24 protein-coding genes are annotated in these 19,347 nt (G+C 68.0%); 13 read left to right on the forward strand and 11 right to left on the reverse strand.

Annotated features, from left to right (window positions below; translation table 11 throughout):
• Nucleotides 1-32: 32 nt before the first annotated feature.
• Nucleotides 33-1,454, forward strand: coding sequence for an arginine-ornithine antiporter (gene arcD / locus APAU_RS00860; RefSeq protein ID WP_006299756.1), 1,422 nt, complete (start codon nt 33-35; stop codon nt 1,452-1,454).
• An 86-nt stretch (nt 1,455-1,540) separates the two neighbouring features.
• Here arcD and APAU_RS00865 read toward each other — a convergent pair whose 3' ends face one another.
• Nucleotides 1,541-1,969: a DUF1036 domain-containing protein gene (locus APAU_RS00865; protein WP_006299757.1), complete on the reverse strand. Its 429-nt coding sequence runs from the start codon at nt 1,967-1,969 to the stop codon at nt 1,541-1,543.
• Nucleotides 1,970-2,278: 309 nt separating this feature from the next.
• On the opposite strand from APAU_RS00865, the gene APAU_RS13165 reads away from it, so the two are divergent.
• Nucleotides 2,279-2,725: an AbrB/MazE/SpoVT family DNA-binding domain-containing protein gene (locus APAU_RS13165; protein ID WP_156789387.1), complete on the forward strand. Its 447-nt coding sequence runs from the start codon at nt 2,279-2,281 to the stop codon at nt 2,723-2,725.
• Nucleotides 2,726-3,006: 281 nt separating this feature from the next.
• Nucleotides 3,007-3,330, forward strand: coding sequence for a hypothetical protein (locus APAU_RS13170; RefSeq protein WP_156789388.1), 324 nt, complete (start codon nt 3,007-3,009; stop codon nt 3,328-3,330).
• 2 nt (nt 3,331-3,332) lie between these two features.
• On the opposite strand, the gene APAU_RS00870 is transcribed toward APAU_RS13170, so the two are convergent.
• Nucleotides 3,333-3,842 (reverse strand): DUF1036 domain-containing protein, encoded by a 510-nt coding sequence (locus APAU_RS00870; RefSeq protein ID WP_006299758.1) that lies wholly within the window; start codon nt 3,840-3,842, stop codon nt 3,333-3,335.
• 200 nt (nt 3,843-4,042) lie between these two features.
• Between APAU_RS00870 and APAU_RS00875 the strand changes: the two genes are divergently transcribed.
• Nucleotides 4,043-5,731 (forward strand): FAD-dependent oxidoreductase, encoded by a 1,689-nt coding sequence (locus tag APAU_RS00875; protein WP_006299759.1) that lies wholly within the window; start codon nt 4,043-4,045, stop codon nt 5,729-5,731.
• Nucleotides 5,732-5,796: 65 nt separating this feature from the next.
• On the opposite strand, the gene APAU_RS00880 is transcribed toward APAU_RS00875, so the two are convergent.
• The 5 genes from APAU_RS00880 to nudC all read right to left on the reverse strand — a co-directional run bounded on the left by APAU_RS00880 (nt 5,797) and on the right by nudC (nt 8,498).
• The gene (locus APAU_RS00880) at nt 5,797-6,243 is read right to left on the reverse strand and encodes an Lrp/AsnC family transcriptional regulator (RefSeq protein WP_006299760.1); all 447 of its coding nucleotides are present in this window, start codon (nt 6,241-6,243) and stop codon (nt 5,797-5,799) included.
• A 73-nt stretch (nt 6,244-6,316) separates the two neighbouring features.
• A complete protein-coding gene (locus tag APAU_RS00885; protein ID WP_006299761.1) occupies nt 6,317-7,087 on the reverse strand; it encodes a sulfite exporter TauE/SafE family protein in 771 nt (256 codons plus the stop codon).
• A gap of 62 nt (nt 7,088-7,149) precedes the next feature.
• Nucleotides 7,150-7,380 (reverse strand): TlpA family protein disulfide reductase, encoded by a 231-nt coding sequence (locus APAU_RS00890; protein ID WP_040344790.1) that lies wholly within the window; start codon nt 7,378-7,380, stop codon nt 7,150-7,152.
• A gap of 78 nt (nt 7,381-7,458) precedes the next feature.
• Nucleotides 7,459-7,638: a hypothetical protein gene (locus tag APAU_RS00895; protein ID WP_006299763.1), complete on the reverse strand. Its 180-nt coding sequence runs from the start codon at nt 7,636-7,638 to the stop codon at nt 7,459-7,461.
• Between the two features lie 74 nt (nt 7,639-7,712).
• Nucleotides 7,713-8,498, reverse strand: a complete 786-nt coding sequence (gene nudC, locus APAU_RS00900) for an NAD(+) diphosphatase (protein ID WP_006299764.1) — start codon at nt 8,496-8,498, stop codon at nt 7,713-7,715.
• Nucleotides 8,499-8,570: 72 nt separating this feature from the next.
• Between nudC and APAU_RS00905 the strand changes: the two genes are divergently transcribed.
• From APAU_RS00905 to dapF, 5 genes are all read left to right on the forward strand, one after another.
• The gene (locus APAU_RS00905; protein ID WP_006299765.1) at nt 8,571-9,071 is read left to right on the forward strand and encodes a hypothetical protein; all 501 of its coding nucleotides are present in this window, start codon (nt 8,571-8,573) and stop codon (nt 9,069-9,071) included.
• A 63-nt stretch (nt 9,072-9,134) separates the two neighbouring features.
• Nucleotides 9,135-9,983, forward strand: a complete 849-nt coding sequence (speE, locus tag APAU_RS00910) for a polyamine aminopropyltransferase (protein ID WP_006299766.1) — start codon at nt 9,135-9,137, stop codon at nt 9,981-9,983.
• A gap of 4 nt (nt 9,984-9,987) precedes the next feature.
• Nucleotides 9,988-12,903, forward strand: a complete 2,916-nt coding sequence (locus APAU_RS12350) for a cobyric acid synthase (protein ID WP_006299767.1) — start codon at nt 9,988-9,990, stop codon at nt 12,901-12,903.
• Nucleotides 12,900-13,307, forward strand: a complete 408-nt coding sequence (locus APAU_RS00920; protein ID WP_006299768.1) for a translation initiation factor — start codon at nt 12,900-12,902, stop codon at nt 13,305-13,307. Before APAU_RS12350 ends, APAU_RS00920 begins: the two co-directional genes overlap by 4 nt.
• A gap of 5 nt (nt 13,308-13,312) precedes the next feature.
• On the forward strand, nt 13,313-14,146 hold the full coding sequence (dapF, locus tag APAU_RS00925; protein ID WP_006299769.1) for a diaminopimelate epimerase: 834 nt from the start codon (nt 13,313-13,315) through the stop codon (nt 14,144-14,146).
• Here dapF and APAU_RS00930 read toward each other — a convergent pair.
• Nucleotides 14,143-15,108, reverse strand: coding sequence for a potassium channel family protein (locus APAU_RS00930; RefSeq protein ID WP_006299770.1), 966 nt, complete (start codon nt 15,106-15,108; stop codon nt 14,143-14,145). The genes dapF and APAU_RS00930 overlap by 4 nt on opposite strands.
• A gap of 156 nt (nt 15,109-15,264) precedes the next feature.
• Here APAU_RS00930 and xth point away from each other — a divergent pair, with 156 nt between their 5' ends.
• The 4 genes from xth to APAU_RS00950 all read left to right on the forward strand — a co-directional run bounded on the left by xth (nt 15,265) and on the right by APAU_RS00950 (nt 18,050).
• On the forward strand, nt 15,265-16,050 hold the full coding sequence (xth, locus tag APAU_RS00935; protein WP_006299771.1) for an exodeoxyribonuclease III: 786 nt from the start codon (nt 15,265-15,267) through the stop codon (nt 16,048-16,050).
• Nucleotides 16,047-16,919 (forward strand): GHMP family kinase ATP-binding protein, encoded by an 873-nt coding sequence (locus APAU_RS14465; RefSeq protein WP_006299772.1) that lies wholly within the window; start codon nt 16,047-16,049, stop codon nt 16,917-16,919. The genes xth and APAU_RS14465 overlap by 4 nt, the downstream gene beginning before the upstream one ends.
• Nucleotides 16,920-16,981: 62 nt before the next feature.
• The gene (locus APAU_RS00945) at nt 16,982-17,593 is read left to right on the forward strand and encodes a zinc ribbon domain-containing protein (RefSeq protein ID WP_006299773.1); all 612 of its coding nucleotides are present in this window, start codon (nt 16,982-16,984) and stop codon (nt 17,591-17,593) included.
• 22 nt (nt 17,594-17,615) lie between these two features.
• Nucleotides 17,616-18,050 carry a lysozyme inhibitor LprI family protein gene (locus APAU_RS00950; protein ID WP_006299774.1) on the forward strand — a complete coding sequence of 145 codons (435 nt, stop codon included), beginning with the start codon at nt 17,616-17,618 and terminating at the stop codon, nt 18,048-18,050.
• Nucleotides 18,051-18,316: 266 nt separating this feature from the next.
• On the opposite strand, the gene APAU_RS13440 is transcribed toward APAU_RS00950, so the two are convergent.
• The 3 genes from APAU_RS13440 to APAU_RS00965 all read right to left on the reverse strand — a co-directional run bounded on the left by APAU_RS13440 (nt 18,317) and on the right by APAU_RS00965 (nt 19,323).
• Nucleotides 18,317-18,505, reverse strand: coding sequence for a hypothetical protein (locus APAU_RS13440; protein WP_198004019.1), 189 nt, complete (start codon nt 18,503-18,505; stop codon nt 18,317-18,319).
• A gap of 133 nt (nt 18,506-18,638) precedes the next feature.
• Nucleotides 18,639-18,914, reverse strand: a complete 276-nt coding sequence (locus APAU_RS00960) for a type II toxin-antitoxin system TacA family antitoxin (protein WP_006299775.1) — start codon at nt 18,912-18,914, stop codon at nt 18,639-18,641.
• A gap of 73 nt (nt 18,915-18,987) precedes the next feature.
• The gene (locus APAU_RS00965) at nt 18,988-19,323 is read right to left on the reverse strand and encodes a PH domain-containing protein (protein WP_006299776.1); all 336 of its coding nucleotides are present in this window, start codon (nt 19,321-19,323) and stop codon (nt 18,988-18,990) included.
• Nucleotides 19,324-19,347 lie beyond the last annotated feature (24 nt).

A 19,347-nucleotide genomic window follows, 5' to 3' on the forward strand; every position in this document is an offset into this window, starting at 1 on the left:
CGCCCCGGATCGGGAAAGGCAGGTCAACGGATATGTCGGAAGACAAGAAACTCGGCTTCTTCGCGTTGGTGGCGTTGGTGGTGGGGTCCATGATCGGCGGCGGGGTCTTCAGCCTCCCCTCCGACATGGCCCAAGGGGCCCATCCCGGAGCCATCCTCCTGGGATGGCTCATCACCGGGGTGGGCATGATCACCCTGGCCCTGGCGTACCAGAACCTGTCCCTGCGCAAGCCCGAGCTGGACGGGGGGGTGTACAGCTACGCCAAGGCGGGCTTCGGGGACTTCGTGGGCTTCAACTCCGCCTGGGGCTACTGGCTCAGCGCGTGGCTGGGCAACGTGGCCTACGTCACCCTGCTCTTCGGGGCCATCAGCTACTTCATCCCCGCCTTCGGAGACCAGAAGTTCGCCGTGGCGGGGGCCTCCGTGGTCATCTGGGGCATCCACTTCCTGGTGCTCCGGGGGGTGCGGGAGGCGGCCATCGTCAACCTGGTCACCACGGTGGCGAAGCTGGTGCCTCTGCTGGTGTTCCTGGCCTTCATCCTCCTGGCCTTCAAGGCGGACCTCTTCCGGGCGGACTTCTGGGGAACCGGGGGCGCCTTCCAGTGGGGCCAGGTGATGGAGCAGGTGCGCAGCACCATGATGGTCACCCTGTGGGTCTTCATCGGCATCGAGGGGGCCGTGGTGGTCTCCGGCCGGGCGAAGGAGCGCCGGGACGTGGGGGCCGCCACGGTGGTGGGCCTCCTGGGCACCCTGGCCATCTACGTGCTCATCTCCGCGGTCTCCCTGGGGGTCCTGCCCCGGGAGCAGCTCACGAAGCTGGACAACCCCACCACGGCCTACATCCTGGAGGCGGTGGTGGGTCCCTGGGGGGCCACCCTGATCAACCTGGGGCTCATCGTCTCCCTCCTGGGGGCCACCCTGGGCTGGACCCTGCTGGCGGCGGAGATCCCCTTCGTGGCCGCCAAGGACGGGGTGCTCCCCAAGCTCTTCGCCGGGGAGAACGAAAAGGGATCCCCCAAGAACTCCCTGTGGATCACCAACGGGCTCATCCAGCTCTTCCTGGTGATCACCCTCTTCTCCGAGAGTACCTACCAGGCCCTCTACACCATCGCCAGCGCCGCCATCCTGGTGCCCTACCTCTTCAGCGCCCTCTACCAGCTGAAGCTGGCGGTGACCGGAGAGGCCTACGGGCCCCAGGAAAGCCGGGGCAGGGACACCTTCCTGGGCCTGGTGGCGTCGGTGTACGCCCTGTGGCTCATCTACGCCGCGGGGCTGGAGTACCTGCTCATGTGCGCCATCCTCTACGCCCCCGGGGCCTTCTTCTACTGGAAGGCGAAGAACGAGGCGGGACAGAAGGCCTTCCGCCCCTTCGAGACCCTGGTCATGGGGGGGCTCGTGGCGGCGGCGGTCGTCGCCCTGGTGCTGATGCAGCGAGGGGTCATCAGCCCCCTCTAGGTCAGCCGGAACGGCGCTTCGCAATGCCGACGAGGGGGGCCCATGCGGGCCCCCCTCGTCGCGCGTCTCCCCGGAGCGGATCCGGTCTACTTGTCGAACTGGACGTAGAAGAGTCCCTTGTCGTCCACCTCGCAGATGGAGAAGAGGACCTGCACCGGATCGGTCCCGGCGGGCTTGCGGTTTCCCAGGGTCCTGAACTTTCCGTCCACCACCCAGAGGGTGACGGCGTCCTTCTCCCCCCGGCCGTCCCAGACCGCGTCATCCGTTCCCTCGGCGTAGACGTAGAGGTAGCGGTTGGTCGTCTCGATGCCCTTCAGCGTGGAGAGTTCCCCGGGTTCGAAGACCCACCATCCCTCGGTGACCCACTGCTTCTGAGGGTTCAGGTAGTGCACCGCCACCGAGAGGGTCTGGCCGGAGCGGTTGGAGATCTGGATGGGCACGGAGGCTCCCCATGCCGCCGTGGACAGGACGCAGAGGCAGAGGGTCAGGCAGAGGCGTTTCCAGACGTGGCGCACGGTCATTCCCCCTCGGTCTGTCTCCTCCCCCGGGGGGTGAGGAATTTAGAAGGGGGAACATGGAGCTTGTTGATAGAGATAGAAAGGGTGGTATAATAAGTTCATTAAATTAATAAACTTTGGGGGGTGGTGTGTTTGTCGAAGTGGTTGGCTGCGGTGTGTCTCGTGCTATTTCTGTCTGGAAGTGCCTTTTCTGCGGAACCGTTCCATGTCAATTACAGTTTGACTAATTGTAAGTCGTACGATGAAAAAGATGGAGCCAGAGAGGTGTCGAATGAGGGGTCAAAGATTATTGTAAAATCAAAGAATATGAGTTGGAGCGATACTTCAACTATGCCGAAAGAGACGAGGAATTTGAATGAGTGGGAAGTCGGGGTGACCGTAGTTGACTGTAACGGTGCGTATTTTGGTTTGGAGATCGGAAATGCGGACGTGTCAATTGGTTTCGATATCAACACGGCAGGTGAGTATAGTATAACAGCGCAGCACATTGGGAGCCAGTCAAAGGTGGTCAAATGGGGGAATTCGCAGAGCATTCACTTACCAGCGAGGCTTGTAGCTAAATATAATTTAGTTACCTCTAGGTTCGTCGGAAAAATCAATGATCTTGAGGTTGTGTCTATTGAAGCCGCGAATTTTCCTAGTTTGCCTCGTTTTGTGACTGTTACCGAAGTGGGCATTTCAACTCGAACAATGTGGTGTGATTCACATAAGTGGGCGTTATATAAAGATTTTACAGTGGATGCATCGCGGTAGCAGCGCTTTTCGCAAAAATTGCCATTTGTATAGAAAGAGGCTGATCGATATGAAAAAAATACTTGGTGATTTCTTGTCTCTTGTCCTTGGCTTTGGTTGTGAATGTACCTTGTGTTTGTGGGGCGACGAGTTTCATTGACGGGGTTTGGGACTATTCGGGATCAGGCTCTCTTGCTGGAATTCCATGTTAAGTCAGACGGGTTTATGCTATGGCCACGGAATCCAGCGCGAATGGAGTCGTGTATATAGTTAATTATTCCGCATAATATGCTATTTACGACATGAACGGCAAGGAAGTTGTAACAAAAACAGAAACATACGATAAAAGGAAACTAAATGGTGGAATTCAAATAATAAACAATGAATGGCACTTGTCGAGAGACTCAATAGAAACGGATGGTCGATTTACAAGTAATACTCCGGGTGCTGTTAGAAGGCATGGTTATGCTTCGGGGTATGTTCTGGATATGACATACACTATGACAAAGCGAAATAGCAGTGGGGGTGAAAGCAGTGGTGGCGGCGGGTGTGGTGTTTATGGCAATTCTGGGTTTGTATCCCTGATGATTGCGCCTGTTCTATTGATGTTAAAGCTATTTAGGTAATTTCATGTTGTAAATGGACGATTACGGGCAAGGGGGGGGAGAGCCCCTCCTTTGCCCGTTTGTGGCAACGGAATTACCCGCTCTACTTGTTGAACTGGACGTAGAAGAGTCCCTTGTCGTCCACCATCGCAGATGGAGAAGAGGACCTGTACCGGATCGGTCCCGGCGGGCTTGCGGTTCCCCAGGGTCTTGAACTTTCCGTCCACCACCCAGAGGGTGACGGCGTCCTTTTCCCCCCGGCCGTCCCAGACCGCGTCATCCGTTCCCTCGGCGTAGACGTAGAGGTAGCGGTTGGTCGTCTCGATGCCCTTCAGCGTGGAGAGTTCCCCGGGTTCGAAGACCCACCATCCCTCGGTGACCCACTGCTTCTGAGGGTTCAGGTAGTGCACCGCCACCGAGAGGGTCTGGCCGGAGCGGTTGGAGACCTGGATGGGCACGGAGGCTCCCCATGCCGCCGTGGACAGGACGCAGAGGCAGAGGGTCAGGCAGAGGCGTTTCCAGACGAGGCGCACGGTCATTCCCCCTCGGTCTGTCTCCTCCTTCGGAAGAGGGGAGACGGGATGGCATCATTCTACCAGGTTTTCTCGTCTTCCCTGTCCCTCTTTACCGCTGCCCCCATGATACCGAAAGGGGTTTACTTTTCGCTTTACAGGGGGAGCCTGTTGTTATACCCTTTTGGGTATCAAGAGACGCATGGAGGAGGCGGTGGAGGATGGGCAAGAACGTGTTGGTGGTGGGGGGCGTGGCCTGCGGGGCCAAGGTGGCGGCTCGACTTCGGCGGCTGGACCCGGAGAGGACGATCCGCATCCTGGAGAAGGGGGACACCCTGAGCTATGCCGCCTGCGGCCTGCCCTTCCTGGTGGGAGGGACGGTGCCGGAGCTGAAGGACCTGATCACCACCCCCGTGGGGGTGGTGCGGGATGCCCACTTCTTCCGGGCGGTGAAGGACGTGGAGGTGCTCACGGGGCACCTGGCCACCCGGATCGACCGGGCCGCCAGGGTGGTGACCGCCGTGGAGACCGCCACAGGGGAGGAGAAGTCCTTCCCCTACGATCAGCTGGTCCTGGCCACCGGGGCCTCCCCGGTCCTGCCTCCCCTCCCCGGGGCGGATCTGCCCGGTGTGACCCCCCTGTGGAACCCCTCCGACGCCCTTTCCATGAAGCAGGCCCTGGACGCGGGGTCCGTGCGGGAGGCGGTGGTGGTGGGGGCCGGACTGGTGGGGCTGGAGGCGGCGGAGGCTCTGGTGGAGCGGGGGGTGAAGGTGACGGTGGTGGAGCTGCTGGGGCACCCCCTGGCGGCCCTGCTGGACCGGGACTTCGGCGCTCTCATGGCCCAGGCCCTTCGGGCGGCGGGGGTGGACTTCCGTTCCGGCACCCGGGTGACGGGCTTCGAGGGGGAGAAGGGGGTCCTCTCGGGGGTGCGCGTGGAAGGGGAGGTGATCCCCGCCCAGCTGGCCCTGGTGGCCGTGGGGGTCCGACCCAACGTGCAGCTGGCCCGGGACGCGGGGCTGGAGATCGGCGCCCTGGGGGGAATCCTGGTGGACCGCCAGGGACGTACCTCCGACCCGGACATCTTCGCCGGGGGGGACTGCGTCCAGACCTTCCACGCCCTCACGGGGGCCACGGTGAGGCAGCCCATGGGCTCCACCGCCAACCGGCAGGGGCGGGTCATCGCGGACAACCTGGCGGGGTTGGACACGCCCTTCGGCGGGGTGCTGGGCACCGCGGTGCTGCGTTTCGGGAAGACCACCGCAGGGCGCACGGGGCTTTCGGAGGAGGCGGCCCGGGAGGCGGGCTTCGACCCCGTGGGGGTCACGGTCACCAACGCGGACATCCCCCACTTCATGCCCGGCTCCGCCCCCCTGGTGCTGCGTCTCCTGGCGGATCGGTCCACCCGCCGTCTCCTGGGGGCCCAGGTGTTCGGCCCCGGCCGGGGGGACAAGCGTCTGGACGTGCTGGCCACGGCCTGCGCCTGCGGGGCCACGGTGGACGTGCTGGCGGACGTGGACCTGGCCTATGCTCCCCCCTTCTCCTCCGCTCTGGACGTGGTGACCCACGGGGCCAACGCCCTGCGCAACAAGCTGGACGGGCGCATGGACTCCTGTTCCCCCTCGGAGCTTCGGGAAAGGCTGGAGGAGGGGGCGGTGCTGCTGGACGTGCGTTCCCCGTCGGAACGAAAGGAGCAGGGCACGCTGCCCTACGACGGGGTGGTCTCCATCCCCCTGGGACAGCTGGCGTCGCGGGCGGAGGAGCTGCCCCGGGATCGGGAGATCGTGGCGTTCTGCAAGATCTCCGTGCGGGGCTGGGACGCCGTGGGGATCCTGAAGGGCAAGGGGTTCCGCCGGATCTCGGTGCTGGAGGGAGGGGTGGTGGGCTGGCCCTACGGGCTGGTCCGGGAGTAGCCCCCCCGGGCTTCGGGCGGAAGTAAGGAGAGGCGAGGCCTTGGGGTCCCGCCTCTCCTTTTCCGTTAGAGCCGCAGGCCGCCCTTGCGGCTTTTGTAACGCTTGAGGATCATGTGGGTCTGGACCCGGGTGATGCCCTTGAGGGAGTAGATGCGCTCCAGGACGAACCGCTCCAGGTCCTCCATGTCCCGCAGCAGGGCGTGCATGTGGAGGGTGCTGGAGCCCGTCATGAGGTAGAGGTTCTCCACCGTGTCCTCCTGCGCCAGGGTCCGGGCGATGTTGTCCAGGTGGAAGGGTTCCACGTCGATCTCGAAGAAGGCGGAGACGTGTTTTCCCGTGGCCTCGGGGCTGATGGTGATGGTGAAGTTCTCGATGATCCCCTCGCCCCGCAGCTTGTCGATGCGCTCCTTGATGCTCACCCGGGTGAGGCCGTACTTGCGTCCCAGCTCGGCGTAGCTGATCCGACCTTCCGAAGTCAGGTCCTCCAGCAGTTTCCTGTCCAGGGCGTCCATGTTCTTCCTCCTCCTCGCGGTGCGTCGTCTGAGGGCAATGATACCCGAAGGAAGGATCCCTTACAAAGGCCCCTTACAAACCGTTGAACCACCCGGGGGCTTGCCAGAGCATCTGCAGGGCGCTGGCCCCTGCGGCGAGCCCCAGGGCCCGGCGGATCCAGGGGTTCCCCTTGCTCACCGAGGCCCGGGCTCCCAGGACGGCCCCCACCATGCTCCCTCCCGCCAGGACCAGTCCCACAGGGAGGTTCACCAGGTCCGCCCGGAGGAAGAGGGCCAGGCTGGCCAGGGTGTAGCACCCCACCAGGACGGTGCGGACCCCGTTGCTGCGCACCAGATCCATCCCCCCCGCCCCCACCAGGGCCCAGGAGAGGACGATCCCCACCCCCGCCTGGAGGAAGCCCCCGTAGGCCCCCGCGAGGAAGAGGGCGGCGAAGACCCCTGCGGGGGAGGCGGGGGTGTGGCGGGGGGTCTCCCAGAGGGAGGGGCGGAAGAGCAGGGAGAGGGCCAGGAGGAGGATGATCGCCCCCGCCACCGGGGACAGGGCCTCCCGGGGGAGGCGCAGCACCCCCAGGGTCCCGCAGAGGGCTCCCAGGGTGGCGGGGACGGCCAGGCGGAAGGCCCGGCGCAGGGGGAGCAGCCCTTCGCGCCGGAAGGCCCAGGCTCCGGCGACGCTCTGGAGGAGGATGGCCACCCGATTGGTGCCGTTGGCCACCGCGAGATCCAGCCCCAGCAGGGTCAGCAGGGGGAGGGTGAGCAGGGTGCCCCCGGCGGCCAGGGTGTTCAGAAACCCGGAGAGGACCCCCAGCAGGAAGATCCCCGCCAGGATCCAGGGAGAAGGGAGCATGAGAGACCTCCTTGGGGAGTCCGTGCCCCCCTCCGAAGGGCGCATCGGCCCTCCGGGGGGAGTCAGCGGAGGACCTTGTCCAGCTCCCGGGTCAGTTCCTCCTTGGACATGAGCCCCAGGAAGGTGCGGACCACCTTGCCCTTCCGGTCCGTCAGGACGCTGAAGGGGACCCCCTCCACGGCGAAGGCCTCGTAGAGAGCGTCCTTGGCGTCCCGGTAGCCCGGGATGGAGGGGACCTTCCACCGGGCCAGCATGGCGCGGGAGAGGACCTTGGGAGATCCCGAGGGGGTCACCCCCAGGACGGTCAGCTTCGCGGGGGGGTAGGAGGAGCGCAGGGATTCGAGCAGGACCAGCTCGTCTCGGCAGTAGGGTCAGGTGGGGGTGAAGAAGACCAGCAGGGCGGGTTTGCCCGCCAGGGAGGCCGTGGAGAGGGCCACTCCCTCTCCCAGGGGCTCCAGGGTGGCCTGAGGCAGGGTCTTGGGGGCCGCCCAGGCCAGGGAGGCCAGGGTCAGGAGCAACCATACCGCGAGGGGAAGCCTGCTTCGTTTCATGGGGGCCCTCCTTTCGAAACGGCGAAGGATTTTAGACACCATAGCTTGCCCCGCCGGGGTGCGCAAGGGGGAAACTACCGAGGGGCCGTCCCGTGCCGGGCGAGGAACCGATCGATGAGCCTCCGGGAGAGGCTCACGGAGGGGGGGATCTCGGGCAGATCCTCCGGGGCGTACCAGCCCGCGTCGGCGATCTCCTCCTCCTGGAGGCGGATCTCCCCTCCCGTCCAGGTGGCCTCGAAGCCCACCATGAGGGAGTGGGGGAAGGGCCAGGGCTGGCTGGCCACGTAGCGCACCCCCGTCACCTCCAGGCCCACCTCCTCCCGCACCTCCCGGTGCACCGTCTCCTCCAGGCTCTCCCCGGGCTCCACGAACCCCGCCAGGACGCTGTACCGCCCCGGGGGAAAGTGGTGTCCCCGGGCCAGGAGGAGCCGACCCTCCCGCACCACCGAGACCAGGATGGCCGGACTCACCAGGGGGTAGTGCAGCTCCCCGCAGGCGGGGCAGACCCGGGCCCGCTCCGCGGGATGGTCCGCCAGGGGGGTGCCGCAGCGGCCGCAGAACCGGACGGTGCGGCTCCAGTGGCGCAGGTGGAAGGCCCGTCCCGCCCGGAAGAACGCCTCCTCCCCCAGCACCGCCCAGAGGGAGCGCAGGTCCGCGCCCCTCCACCCCTCCGGAAGGGGGGCACCGGGGTCCATCTCCCGCCACCCGTCCCGGTCCTCCTGGGGGTGGGGGTGCAGGAGCCCCCGAAGGGGCGTCAGGTCCTCCTCCCGGGGCAGCCGTTCCGTCCCGGCTCCCTCCCGCCGCAGCAGCACTTCGTCGCCCCGAAAGACCAGAGGAAGAGCTTTTTCCGTTCCTTCCAAGACACCCTCTCCCTTCTCGTTCCTCCGAGGTATTCTTGTGCCAGGGCACCCATGACGCAAGGGGGGACGGACATGAGACGAACCGTGGGCATCCTGGCGCTGGTCGTTCTGGTGGCGGCCTGGGGGGCGGCCTGGGGCGCCCCTTCCCTGGAGAACGTCCTGGCCCTTCAGACCCTGGCCTTCCCCCTGGGGGAGACGGAGGCCCAGATCCGCCGGAACCTGGGGACTCCGGCCCGGACCCAGGTCCGGACCCTGAGCAACCCCCACGACCCTCGGTTCACCGACCGGATCACCCGGCTGGTCTACCCGAGCCTGACGGTGGAGGTCTTCCGGGCGGGGTACGACGGGCGGGAGTTCGTCACGGAACTCACCCTCACCTCCCCCAAACACCGTCTCCGGGGAGGTCTGGGGGTGGGGAGTTCCCGGACGGAGGCCCTCCGGTTCTTGGGGCCTCCCCACGCCCGGGACGGGGAGACGGACGTGTGGACCACCGAGTCGGAGTACCAGGAGCTGCGCCTGGAGTACCGCAAGGGCCGGATCTCCCAGATGCAGTTCCTCTCCTTTCCGGACTAGGGAGGCCCGTCCCCGCCCCTCGGGGTAGAATGGGGCCAGTTTGAACCCGGAGGAGGATGCCCCGTGGAGACCTACCCGAAGCGGACCAACGACCTGTGGCTCACGGAAGCCCAGACGGAAAACCTGCACCTGAGCCTGCGCGCCACCGACGTGCTGCGTCACGTCCGGACCCCCTACCAGGACCTGTTGGTGATCCGCACCCTGGAGTACGGCAACGTGATGGTCCTGGACGGGGCCATCCAGGTGACGGAGCGGGACGAGTTCTGCTACCACGAGATGATGGCCCACGTGGCCCTCTGCGCCCACCCGGACCCGAAGCGGGTCCTCATCGTGGGGGGGGGCGACGGGGGGTCCCTGCGGGAGGTGCTGCGCCACCCGGGGGTGGAGGAGGCCTTTCTGGTGGACATCGACGAGGAGGTCATCCGGGCCTCCCGGGACTTTTTCCCGACCCTGAGCTGCGCCATGGACGACCCTCGTGCCCGGGTGCTCCCCATGGACGCCCTGAAGTTCATCGAGGAGCACCGGGACGAGTTCGACCTGGTGATCGTGGACAGCACCGACCCGGTGGAGTTCGCCGCGGGGCTCTTCGAGGCCCCCTTCTACGGCAACGTGGCCCGATCTCTCCGGGACCGGGGCTTCGTGGTCTGCCAGACCGAATCCCCCTTCTCGGACACGGGGGTGGTGCGGGAGGCCCTGGCGGCGCTGCGCCAGGTCTTCCCGGTGGTGCGCCTCTGCACGGGCTTCATGCCCACCTACCCCACGGGCTTCTGGACCTACGGGGTGGGCACCAAGGGGCCGGATCCCTCCCGCCCCCTGCGCCCCGCCCCGGAGGGTACCCGCTACTACTCTTCGGAGGTGCACGCCGCCGCCTTCGCCCTGCCCCCCTTCCTGAAGGAGTGGGTGGGGGCCTAGACCCATGGCCCGGGGCTTCGTCCTGGCAGCCCCCGCCAGCGGGGCGGGGAAGACCACCCTGGCTTCGGCGCTGATCCTGGCGCTGCGCCGCCGGGGGCAGACGGTTCAGCCCTTCAAGGTGGGGCCGGACTACATCGATCCCTCCTTCCTCTCCCTGGCGGCGGGACGCCCCTGCGGCAACCTGGACGGTTTCCTCACCCCCCGGCTGCTCCCCTGGATCGTGGAGGAGGAGTCCCGGGGGGCGGACCTGATCGCCCTGGAGGGGGTCATGGGGCTTTACGACGGTCTGGGGCCCGAGGGGCTCTACTCCACCGCCTGGGTGGCCCGGGAGCTTGCCCTGCCGGTGGTGTTGGCCGTGGACGCCTCCGCCTCCGCCACCAGCGTGGCCGCCCTGGTGCACGGCTTTGCCTCCCTCCCCGGGGCTCCGGAGGTGGCGGGGGTGCTGGCCAACCGGGTCTCGGGACCCCGGCATGGGGACCTGGTGCGGGAGGCCCTGGCCCAGTTTTCCTGTCCCCCCCTGCTGGGGTGGGTCCCCCCCCTGGAGGAGACCCTTCCCTCCCGGCACCTGGGGTTGGTGCAGGCCTTCGAGCGCGCCGCCACGGGGGAGGTTCTGGAGCGGGTTGCCTCGGTCCTGGAGGACTCCGTGGACCTGGAGGCCCTGGTGCGCCTCTGCCGGGAGCCCCGGGGGGCGGCGGTCCCCCCTGTTTTCCCGGAGCCGGTGCGGACCCCCGACGGTTCCCCCCTGGTGCTGGCGGTGGCCCGGGACGAGGCCTTCTCCTTCCTCTACCGGGAGTCCCTGGCCTGCCTGGAGGCCCTGGGGGCCACCCTGGCCCCCTTCAGCCCCCTGCGGGACGAGGCCCTGCCCGAGGGGACCCGGGGGGTCTACCTCCCCGGGGGCTACCCGGAGGAGCACCTGGACGAGCTGGCGGCCAACGAGCCCCTTCTGGCGGCTTTGCGGACCGCCCATGCCTCGGGAGCCTCCTTCTACGGGGAGTGCGGGGGGATGATGTTCCTGGCCCGCACCCTGACGGACCGGGTGGGACGCACCGCCCCCTTGGCGGGGCTGCTGGACCTGGAGATCTCCTTCCGAAGGCGCCTCTTTCGGTTCGGCTACGTGACCTGCACCGCCCGGGAGGACACCCTGCTGTTTCCCGCCGGGGCCTCCTTCCCCGCCCACGAGTTCCACTACTCCCACGCGCAGGGGGAGGAGCCCCGGGCCTTCGACGTGCTCCGGGCCTCCGGGGGAGAGGGGTGGCGGGAGGGATACGCCCGTCCGGGCCTCCTGGCGGGGTACGGGCACGTGAACCTCCTGGCCTGTCCCGAGGCGGTGGCCCGGTGGCTTCGCGCCTCCGCCACCGCCCCCGGGGTGCATCCCCTTCCTTCCCCCCGACCCCGGAGGCGGGGCCGGGCCCTCATGGTCTGCGGCACCACCAGCGACGCGGGGAAGAGCTTCCTGGTCACGGGGCTCTGCCGCCTCTTCGCCCGGCGGGGCCTCAAGGTGGCTCCCTTCAAGGCCCAGAACATGGCCCTCAATGCCACCTCCGTCCCCGGGGGCGGGGAGATCGGCACCGCCCAGGCGGTGCAGGCGGAGGCCTGCGGCATCCCCCCGGAGGTGCGGCACAACCCGGTGCTCCTCAAGCCCCTGGGGGACTCCCGGAGCCAGGTGATCCTCCTGGGACGCCCCTGGAAGGAGGCCCCGGCCCGGGAATACCACCGGGACCTGAGCGGACACGCCTTCCGGGTGGCCCGGGAGGCCCTGGAGGGGCTGCTTTCGGAGAACGACCTGGTGGTGATGGAGGGGGCGGGAAGCCCCGCGGAGATGAACCTCTACCCCCACGACATCGTGAACCTCCGGGCCGCCCGGGCGGCCCGTGCCCCGGTGATCCTGGCGGGGGACATCGAGCGGGGAGGGGTGCTGGCCTCCCTGTGCGGCACCCTGGAGGTGCTGCCCCAGGAGGACCGGGGGCTCGTGGCCGCCCTGGTGGTGAACCGTTTCCGGGGGGATCCGACCCTCTTCGACGAGGGGGTGCGGTTTCTGGAGGAGCGCACCCGGCGGCCCGTCCTGGGGGTGCTCCCCTACGACCCCTCCCTGCGCCTGCCCGCAGAGGACAGCCTGAACCGGAAGGATCTGGGGGAGGGTCCCCTGAGGGTGGCGGTCGTGGCGCTTCCCCACCTGGCCAATTTCACGGACTTCGACGCCCTGGGGGAGGAAGGGTGCCGGGTGGTCTTCGCGGAGCGTCCCTCGGACCTGGCGGGGGCGGACCTGGTCGTCCTGCCGGGCACCAAGACCACCTTCGCGGATCTGCGCTGGCTGCGGGAGCGGGGCTTCGGCGAGGCCATCGAAGCCGCGGCGGACCGGGGAATCCCCGTGTGGGGCATCTGCGGGGGGTACCAGATGCTGGGGCGGATCCTCCGGGATCCCGAGGGGATCGAAGAGGCCGGGGAGGTGCCCGGCCTGGGCCTTCTGCCCGTGGAGACGGTCTTCGGGGAGCCCAAGGTGGCAGATCTCGCAGAGGGCCGGATGGAGGCGGGAGCGGGCTGGTTTGGGGCGCTGCGGGGCGGAGGGGTCTCGGGCTACGAGATCCACGCGGGGCGCACCGCGCCGTTGGGTGACCTGCCGGAGGGGGCGGGCTTTCCCCTGTGGACCCTGAAAAGGGGGGGCTGGGAGATCCCCGACGGAGCCTGGGCCCGGGAGGGCCGGGTCTTCGGGGGCTACCTCCACGGAGCGGCGGACCATCCCTTCTTCCGGCGAGGGCTGCTGAACTTCCTTCGCGCCTCCAAGGGGCTGCCCCCCCTGGAAGGCTTCGCCCCCACGGGGGCGGAGCTGCGCCTCGCCCGGTACGATCGCCTGGCGGACTTCCTGGAGGCTCATCTGGACATGAAGAGGCTGGAAGGCCTGATGGAGGAGGGAGGACGATGAAGCGACCCCGAAAGGAACGGGTCCCCCTGGAGGATCCGGGGACCTTCGGTCTCTCCCTGGGGGAGATCCTGCGCGGTCCCGGGTCGGAGGCGCCTCCTCCCGCTCCGTCCGCCCCCCCGGTTCGGGAGGAATCCCCCCCCGCACCGGGGGCGTCTCGGTCGGGGTTCGGCAAGGTGACCCTCCAGCGTCAGAGCAAGGGGCGAGGGGGGCACCCCGTCACCGTGGCGGTTTTGGAACCCCCCCCGGGAAACCTGGAGGAGCTGGCGAAGCGGCTGCGCAAGGCCCTGGGGTGCGGGGCTCGGGTGGAGGAGGGGCGGCTGGTGCTGCAGGGGGATCTGGTGGACCGGGCGAAGGCCTGGTTCGAGGCCGCCGGGGCGACCCGGGTGGTGGTGTCGGGGAGGTAGGTTTCGTGGCGGGACTGCATTTCTGGAAGGTCCACGGCAACGGCAACGACTTCGTGATCCTGGACGACCGCACCGGGGAAGTCTCCCGGGGACGGGACCTCCCCTCCCTGACGGTGCGGGCCTGTGCCCGCAAGACCGGCCTGGGGGCGGACGGGGTCCTGCTGATCCAGGAGGGACAGGAGGGGGACCTCTTCCGCATGAGGCTCTTCAACGCCGACGGCTCGGAGGGGGAGATGTGCGGCAACGGGGCGCGGTGTTTCGCCCGGATGCTCCACCGCCTGGGCCTGGCGGGGACGGAGCCGGTCTTCCTCACGGGTCTGGGGCCCGTGACCGCCCGGGTGGAGGGGGAGCGGGTGCGCCTGGAGATGGGGGAGATCGACCTGGAGGAGGCTTGGTTCGACGAGCCCCTGGAAGACCGGGACCTTCCTCCGGGAACGCGGTGGTCCTTCCTCCATGTGGGGGTGCCCCACGCGGTGCTGTGGGCGGACTCCTGGCAGGACGTCTCGGAGGGGACCCTGCGGTGGATCGGCAAGAAGTACCGCCACCACCCCCGTTGCCCCCAGGGGGCCAACGTGAACTTCGCCGCCCCGGAGGAGGGGGCCCTGCGGGTGCGCACCTACGAGCGGGGGGTGGAGGACTTCACCGACTCCTGCGGCACCGGGTCCTGCGCCTGCGGGGTGGTGGCGGTGCTCCGGGGAGGCCCCTCCCCGGTGGAGGTGCGCACCCCCGGAGGGATCCAACAGGTGGGGTGCCGCATCCGGGGAGACAAGGCCGTCCTCTCCCTGGCCGGGGCGGCGGTGTTCGTGGCGGAGGGGGTCTGGGAGACCGAGGGAGCCTAGGCGGGGCCGGAGATCAGGCGCCGCAGCTCTCCCATGTGGTCCTGTTTGCAGAGGATGAAGAGCTCGTCTCCTCCCTGGAGGCGATAGTCTCCCGGGGGGTTGTAGCGGGATTGGTCGTCCCGGGCGATGGCCAGCACCAGCACGTCCAGGGTGCGACGCAGGTCCGCCTCCGCCAGGGTCTTCCCCGCCAGGGGGCTGTCCGCCGCCAGGCGCAGGGAATCGAACTCCAGGTCCAGCTTGCGGGTGGTGTCCGCAAGGGCGTGGAGGAACTCCGTCATCTTGGGCTTGGTGGCCACGGCGGCGATGGCGGTGGCTCCCGTGAGCACCGGGTTGATCACCTTGTCCGCCCCCGCCCGGTAGAGCACCGTGGCCGCGTGGGGGTCGTTGGCCCGGGCCACGATGCGCAGGTCCTTCTTCTGGGCCCGGGCGCAGAGCACCACGTACACGTTGTCCGCGTCGTTGTCCAGGGTGGCCACCAGCCCCTGGGCCTTCTCGACGCGGGTCATCCTCAGGGTCTCTTCGTCCGTGGCGCTGCCGTGGACCACGTTCCATCCCCGATCCAGGGCGGCCTGGCAGGCCGTTTCGTCCACCTCCACCGCCACGAAGGGGACCCGGTCCTCGGTGAAATGGATCCCCACCTGGGTCCCCACACGCCCCAGCCCGCACAGCACCCAGTGTCCCGAGAGCTTGTCCAACACCCGATCCCTCCTCCGTCCCAGGGCCACCAGCACCCGGTCCACCAGAAAATAGTGGGTCAGTTGTCCCACCGCGAACCCCATGACCCCGAAGCCCGTCAGGATCAGGGCCACCATGAAGAGCTTGCCCTCGGGGGTCAGGTTCGGGGGAGCCTCGAAGCCCACCGTGGCCAGAGTGGTGATGGTGTAGAACATCGCGTCCACCCAGGACAGCCCCAGCAGAAGCTTCATCCCCACGATGCCGCAGAGCAGCACCAGGAAGAGCACCCAGACGCAGTAGACGGTCTTTTTTCTCGCGTGGTCCAGGTCGGTCGTGGCGACCCCTCCTCCTCGTGGTCCCGCGCTTCCCCGAGGCCCCCCGGTGCCTTGTCAGCGATGCGGCAGCCTTTACAATGGGTCCAGCATCCAAGGGGGCGTGAGACCGTGTCCATTTTCAAAGTCGCAAGCTTCAACGTCAACTCCGTGAAAACCCGGCTGCCCATCCTGGAGCGCTGGCTGGGGGAGGACCCGGTGGACGTGCTGTGCCTTCAGGAGACTAAGGTGCAGGACCCGGACTTTCCGGTCTCCGCCTTCCGGGACCTGGGGTACCACGTGGCCTTCCGGGGCATGAAGAGCTACAACGGCGTGGCAGTGGCGAGCCGGGAGGAGCCCGACGAGGTTGCCTTCGGCTTCGGGGACGGGGAGGAGCCCGATGACGGGCCCCGGGTGGCCCGGGTCCGCTTCGGGGACCTGACGGTCCTCAACACCTACGTCCCCCAGGGGAAGGCCCTGGAGCATCCGGATTTCCTCTACAAACTGCGGTTCTTCGAGCGGGTTCTGGCCCTCCTGGAGAGGCACTGCCGGGAGGCGGACCCGGTGCTCTGGACGGGGGACCTCAACGTGGCGCCCACGGACCGGGACGTGACCCACCCGGAGAACAAGCGGGACCACGTGTGCTTCCACCGGGACGTGCAGCGGGCCTTCCGGGACGTCCTGTCCTGGGGGCTGGAGGACGTGTACCGCAAGCATCGCCCCGGGGACGGGGAGTTCTCCTTCTGGGACTACCGGGTTCGGGACTCCCTGGCCCGAAACATCGGCTGGCGCATCGACCACCTCCTGGCCAGCCCGCCCCTGGCGGAGCGTTCCGTGGACGCCTACGCGGTGCGGGAGCTTCGGGCCCAGGAGCGCCCCTCGGACCACACCGCCGTGGTGGGGGTGTTCCGCCGATGAACCGGGTCGCCTGTTCCCTCCCCGGGACCGTGGGAGAATGGGTCCAGGGCTGGATCCTCCCCGAGGGGGAGGCCCTGGTGAGCCTGGTGGTGCAGTGGCGGGGGCAGGTGCGCCTCCGGTCCGGCCCGGACGGGGCCGCCAAGCTGCCCCCCAAGGCCTACCGGGCCCTGCGCCTGGCCCGGGAGCGCTTCTCCCTGGGAGGGGTTCGGGTGGAGGTGGACAACCCCCTGCGTCCCGCCCTGGGCCTGGGGACCTCCACCATGGACGTGGGGGGGATCCTGGCCGGGGCCGCCGTCCTGGCGGGACAGCCCCTGATCCCGGAGGACCTCTTCCGTCTCTGCTGCGAGATCGAACCCTCCGACGGCACCATGTTTCCCCGCCTCGCCCTGGTGGACCACCTCAAGGGGACCCTGGTGGAGACCCTCCCGGACCCCCCGGATCTGCACCTGGCGGTGCTGCTGCCCTTCCGCACCCTGGACACGGAGGCCTACCGAAAGGACCGGGCGGTGATGAACGCCGTCCGGTCCCGATCGGCCCGGCACGTCAAGGCCTACCGCATCCTCAAGGACGGGCTCCTGGCGGGGGACGCCCGCAAGGTGGCCGCCGCCGCCACCCTCTCCGCCATCCTCCAGCAGGCGGTGATGCCCCGGGAGGAATGGCCCCTGCTTTTGGGGGCCTGCCGGGAGTGCCGGGGCCTGGGGATCGCGGTGGCCCACTCCGGCACCGCCAGCGCCGTGCTCTTCCCCGACGCCTCGGGGGCGGAATGTGCCGCCCGCTGGTTCAGGTCCCGCTGGGACCTGGGAGAGATCGCCTGCGTGCCCGTTTCCGGTGGAGGCGTGGAGGTCCAAGAGGAACCGGATCCCGCCTAAACCCCGCAAACCCTGCCCCGGGGTGCGCCCCGGGCGAGAACGCCTTCGAGGAGGTATTTCCCATGAGCCGAACCTGTCCGCGCTGCCAGGGGACGGTGGAGGATTCCGCCGTCTTCTGTCCCTCCTGCGGTTCCCCCCTGGGAACCGTCCCCCCTCCCCCTCCGGGGGAGATCCCCGCTCCACCCGTCTCCACCCCCCGGGAGGAGGCGCCTCCGGTGGAGCGGGGGGTCTTCAAGCGGGTCTCCCTGCTGGTCATGGTCCTGCTCTCCGTCGTCACCCTGGGGATCTACTCCGGGGTCTGGCTCTACCTGCGCCGGGAGGCCTTCAACCGCCTCTCCCCCACGATCCGGCTGGAAGAGCCCCTCGTCTGGGGGGTCCTGGGGCTGAGCGTCCTCAACGCCGCCTTCTCCTTTTCCGATGCGGCCTGCCGTTTCGGGGAGTCCAGCTTCCTGAGTTCCCTGCTCTCCCTGGGCAGCTTCGTCCTCATGGTGGTGGTGGCCTTCCGCCTGCGGGCCATGCTGCGGGACTACGCCCGGCGTCGGGACCCCAGCAGCCTGGCGGCGGAGCAGGTGGCCCGTTCGGGCCTGTGGACCTTCCTCTTCAGCTTCCTCTACATCCAGCACCACCTGAACCGCCTCATCGACGCGGGGTTGGTGGACACCCCCCCGAACTGACGGGAGGAAGGGAGAGGGGACCATGAGACCACGCATCGCCTTCGGGGCCCTGATCCTCCTGGGTCTGCTGCTGGGCACCGCCTGGGGGGCTCCCAAGGTGCACCCCATCGACGGGGCCTACCAGAAGGATCTGGCCCGGGACAGCTCCACCGCGGGCACCGTGGAGGCGTCGAACCGGGCCGCCGCCAAGTGGGACCGGGAACTGAACCGGGTGTACAAGGCCCTGATGGCACAGATGGGCCCGGAGGCGCGACAGAAGCTCCAGGCCTCCCAGCGCCGGTGGCTGGCCTATCGGGACGCGGAGCGGACGGCGGTGGGGGCCATGGCGGGAGACCTGTACGAACAGAACGAGGGCGGCACCCTCTGGGGCATGGTCGCCGCCGTTCGGTCCATGGAGATCCTCCGGGCCCGAGCCCTGGAGCTGACGGAGTACCTGGACCTGTACACGGGACCGTGAGGGGCACCGCGTCGAGGCGTTGCGGCTTTGTGGGACCAAGATCTTAGGGTTTGAGGTGGGGTCTAGCGGTTGGAGTTGCGGGACCCTTCAGAATCGGGACGAAGGGCCTCCCAGGTGACCAGGGGCAGAAAGAGCGTCTCGGGCCGTTGGAGCAGGGGAAGAAAACCGTGATGGCGGTAAAAGCGTGCTCCCTCGCCGTCCTTTGCCTGAACCACCAGGGCATGGACGGCGATGCTCGGGGCACAGACTCGGTCCAACGCATCCGCCTATAGGGCGGCCCCCAGGCCTTGACCCTGGAACCGGTGGTCCACCGCCAGACGACCCAGGAGAGCTGCAGGAACGAGGGGATAGAGGGGAAGTCCTCGGCGCGTCTTTTCGGGAAGGTCCGTCAGGAGGATCCCGGTGGCCGCCAGGGTGTAGAAGCCTACGATCCGATCCTCCCCCTCCAGGGCCACGTAGCAGGCGCTCCCCCGCTTCGCTGGTCCTGCGTCGCTTGGCGTTGCAGGTAACGGTCCAGAACGTCCATCCCGCAGGAAAAGGATTTTCGGTCCTGTCCTTTTTCGAGGAGGGTCACCCGAAAGGCAGGGGTCACCCTTCCGTCAGGAGCCGCTTTCGGTGATCCCGAGCCCTTCTCAGTGCCGGCGCAGCCTGGGGAGGGGCCATCAGGGCTTCGGCGAAGCGGCGCTGATCCTCCCGGGAGAGGCGCAGAAGGGTGGCATCCTCGACGGTCTGCTGGGCCGCCACCCTTGCGGCGGTCACCACGAAGTCCGTCACGGTGCTTCCTCGGAGGGCCGCAGCCTGCTTGATGAGGCTATGGACATCCGGGTCGATGCGAGCTTCCAGGCGTGCCCTCGTCGCCGTCATGGAAATCCCCTCCTTTGGAGGCCATCATGCGGCAGTTTGCCGTATGATGGCAAGGCTTGGCCTCCCGTCGGTTCTACCGCAGCAGCCCCCGGACCCCCTCCGGGTCGGGGATGCCCGGGGCGACGATCTCGTACCCCTCCGTGGCGGAGGCTCCCACGAGGAGGGTGCCCACCCCCAGGAGGCGGTCCACCAGGGAGCGGCGGATCTCCACGGTGCGGATGTTGCGCAGCAGCACCTCCGTGGAGGCCGTGTTCAGGATCCCCTCCTCCAGGGATACCGCGTCGTCCGTCACCACCAGGCGGAGGGAAAAGCGCCTCCACAGGAGGACGAACAGGGGGATCACCAGCCAGGACAGGAGCCAGAGCTTCCAGTAGCTTCGCCAGGCGGGGCGGATGGTTCGGACGGTCATGGGCGCGTTCCTCCCGGGTTCGAC

This window comes from Aminomonas paucivorans DSM 12260 (assembly GCF_000165795.1).
GTDB classification, from domain to species: Bacteria; Synergistota; Synergistia; order Synergistales; family Synergistaceae; genus Aminomonas; species Aminomonas paucivorans.

Bases quoted from the DNA above. Each gene is read 5' to 3' on its own strand.
- arcD (WP_006299756.1), top strand. From the start codon at position 33: ATGTCGGAAGACAAGAAACTCGGCTTCTTCGCGTTGGTGGCGTTGGTG.
- APAU_RS13165 (WP_156789387.1), top strand. From the start codon at position 2,279: ATGAGTTGGAGCGATACTTCAACTATGCCGAAAGAGACGAGGAATTTG.
- APAU_RS13170 (WP_156789388.1), top strand. From the start codon at position 3,007: ATGAACGGCAAGGAAGTTGTAACAAAAACAGAAACATACGATAAAAGG.
- APAU_RS00875 (WP_006299759.1), top strand. From the start codon at position 4,043: ATGGGCAAGAACGTGTTGGTGGTGGGGGGCGTGGCCTGCGGGGCCAAG.
- APAU_RS00880 (WP_006299760.1), bottom strand. From the start codon at position 6,243: ATGGACGCCCTGGACAGGAAACTGCTGGAGGACCTGACTTCGGAAGGT.
- APAU_RS00885 (WP_006299761.1), bottom strand. From the start codon at position 7,087: ATGCTCCCTTCTCCCTGGATCCTGGCGGGGATCTTCCTGCTGGGGGTC.
- APAU_RS00895 (WP_006299763.1), bottom strand. From the start codon at position 7,638: ATGAAACGAAGCAGGCTTCCCCTCGCGGTATGGTTGCTCCTGACCCTG.
- APAU_RS00905 (WP_006299765.1), top strand. From the start codon at position 8,571: ATGAGACGAACCGTGGGCATCCTGGCGCTGGTCGTTCTGGTGGCGGCC.
- APAU_RS12350 (WP_006299767.1), top strand. From the start codon at position 9,988: ATGGCCCGGGGCTTCGTCCTGGCAGCCCCCGCCAGCGGGGCGGGGAAG.
- APAU_RS00920 (WP_006299768.1), top strand. From the start codon at position 12,900: ATGAAGCGACCCCGAAAGGAACGGGTCCCCCTGGAGGATCCGGGGACC.
- APAU_RS14465 (WP_006299772.1), top strand. From the start codon at position 16,047: ATGAACCGGGTCGCCTGTTCCCTCCCCGGGACCGTGGGAGAATGGGTC.
- APAU_RS00945 (WP_006299773.1), top strand. From the start codon at position 16,982: ATGAGCCGAACCTGTCCGCGCTGCCAGGGGACGGTGGAGGATTCCGCC.
- APAU_RS00950 (WP_006299774.1), top strand. From the start codon at position 17,616: ATGAGACCACGCATCGCCTTCGGGGCCCTGATCCTCCTGGGTCTGCTG.
- APAU_RS00960 (WP_006299775.1), bottom strand. From the start codon at position 18,914: ATGACGGCGACGAGGGCACGCCTGGAAGCTCGCATCGACCCGGATGTC.
- APAU_RS00965 (WP_006299776.1), bottom strand. From the start codon at position 19,323: ATGACCGTCCGAACCATCCGCCCCGCCTGGCGAAGCTACTGGAAGCTC.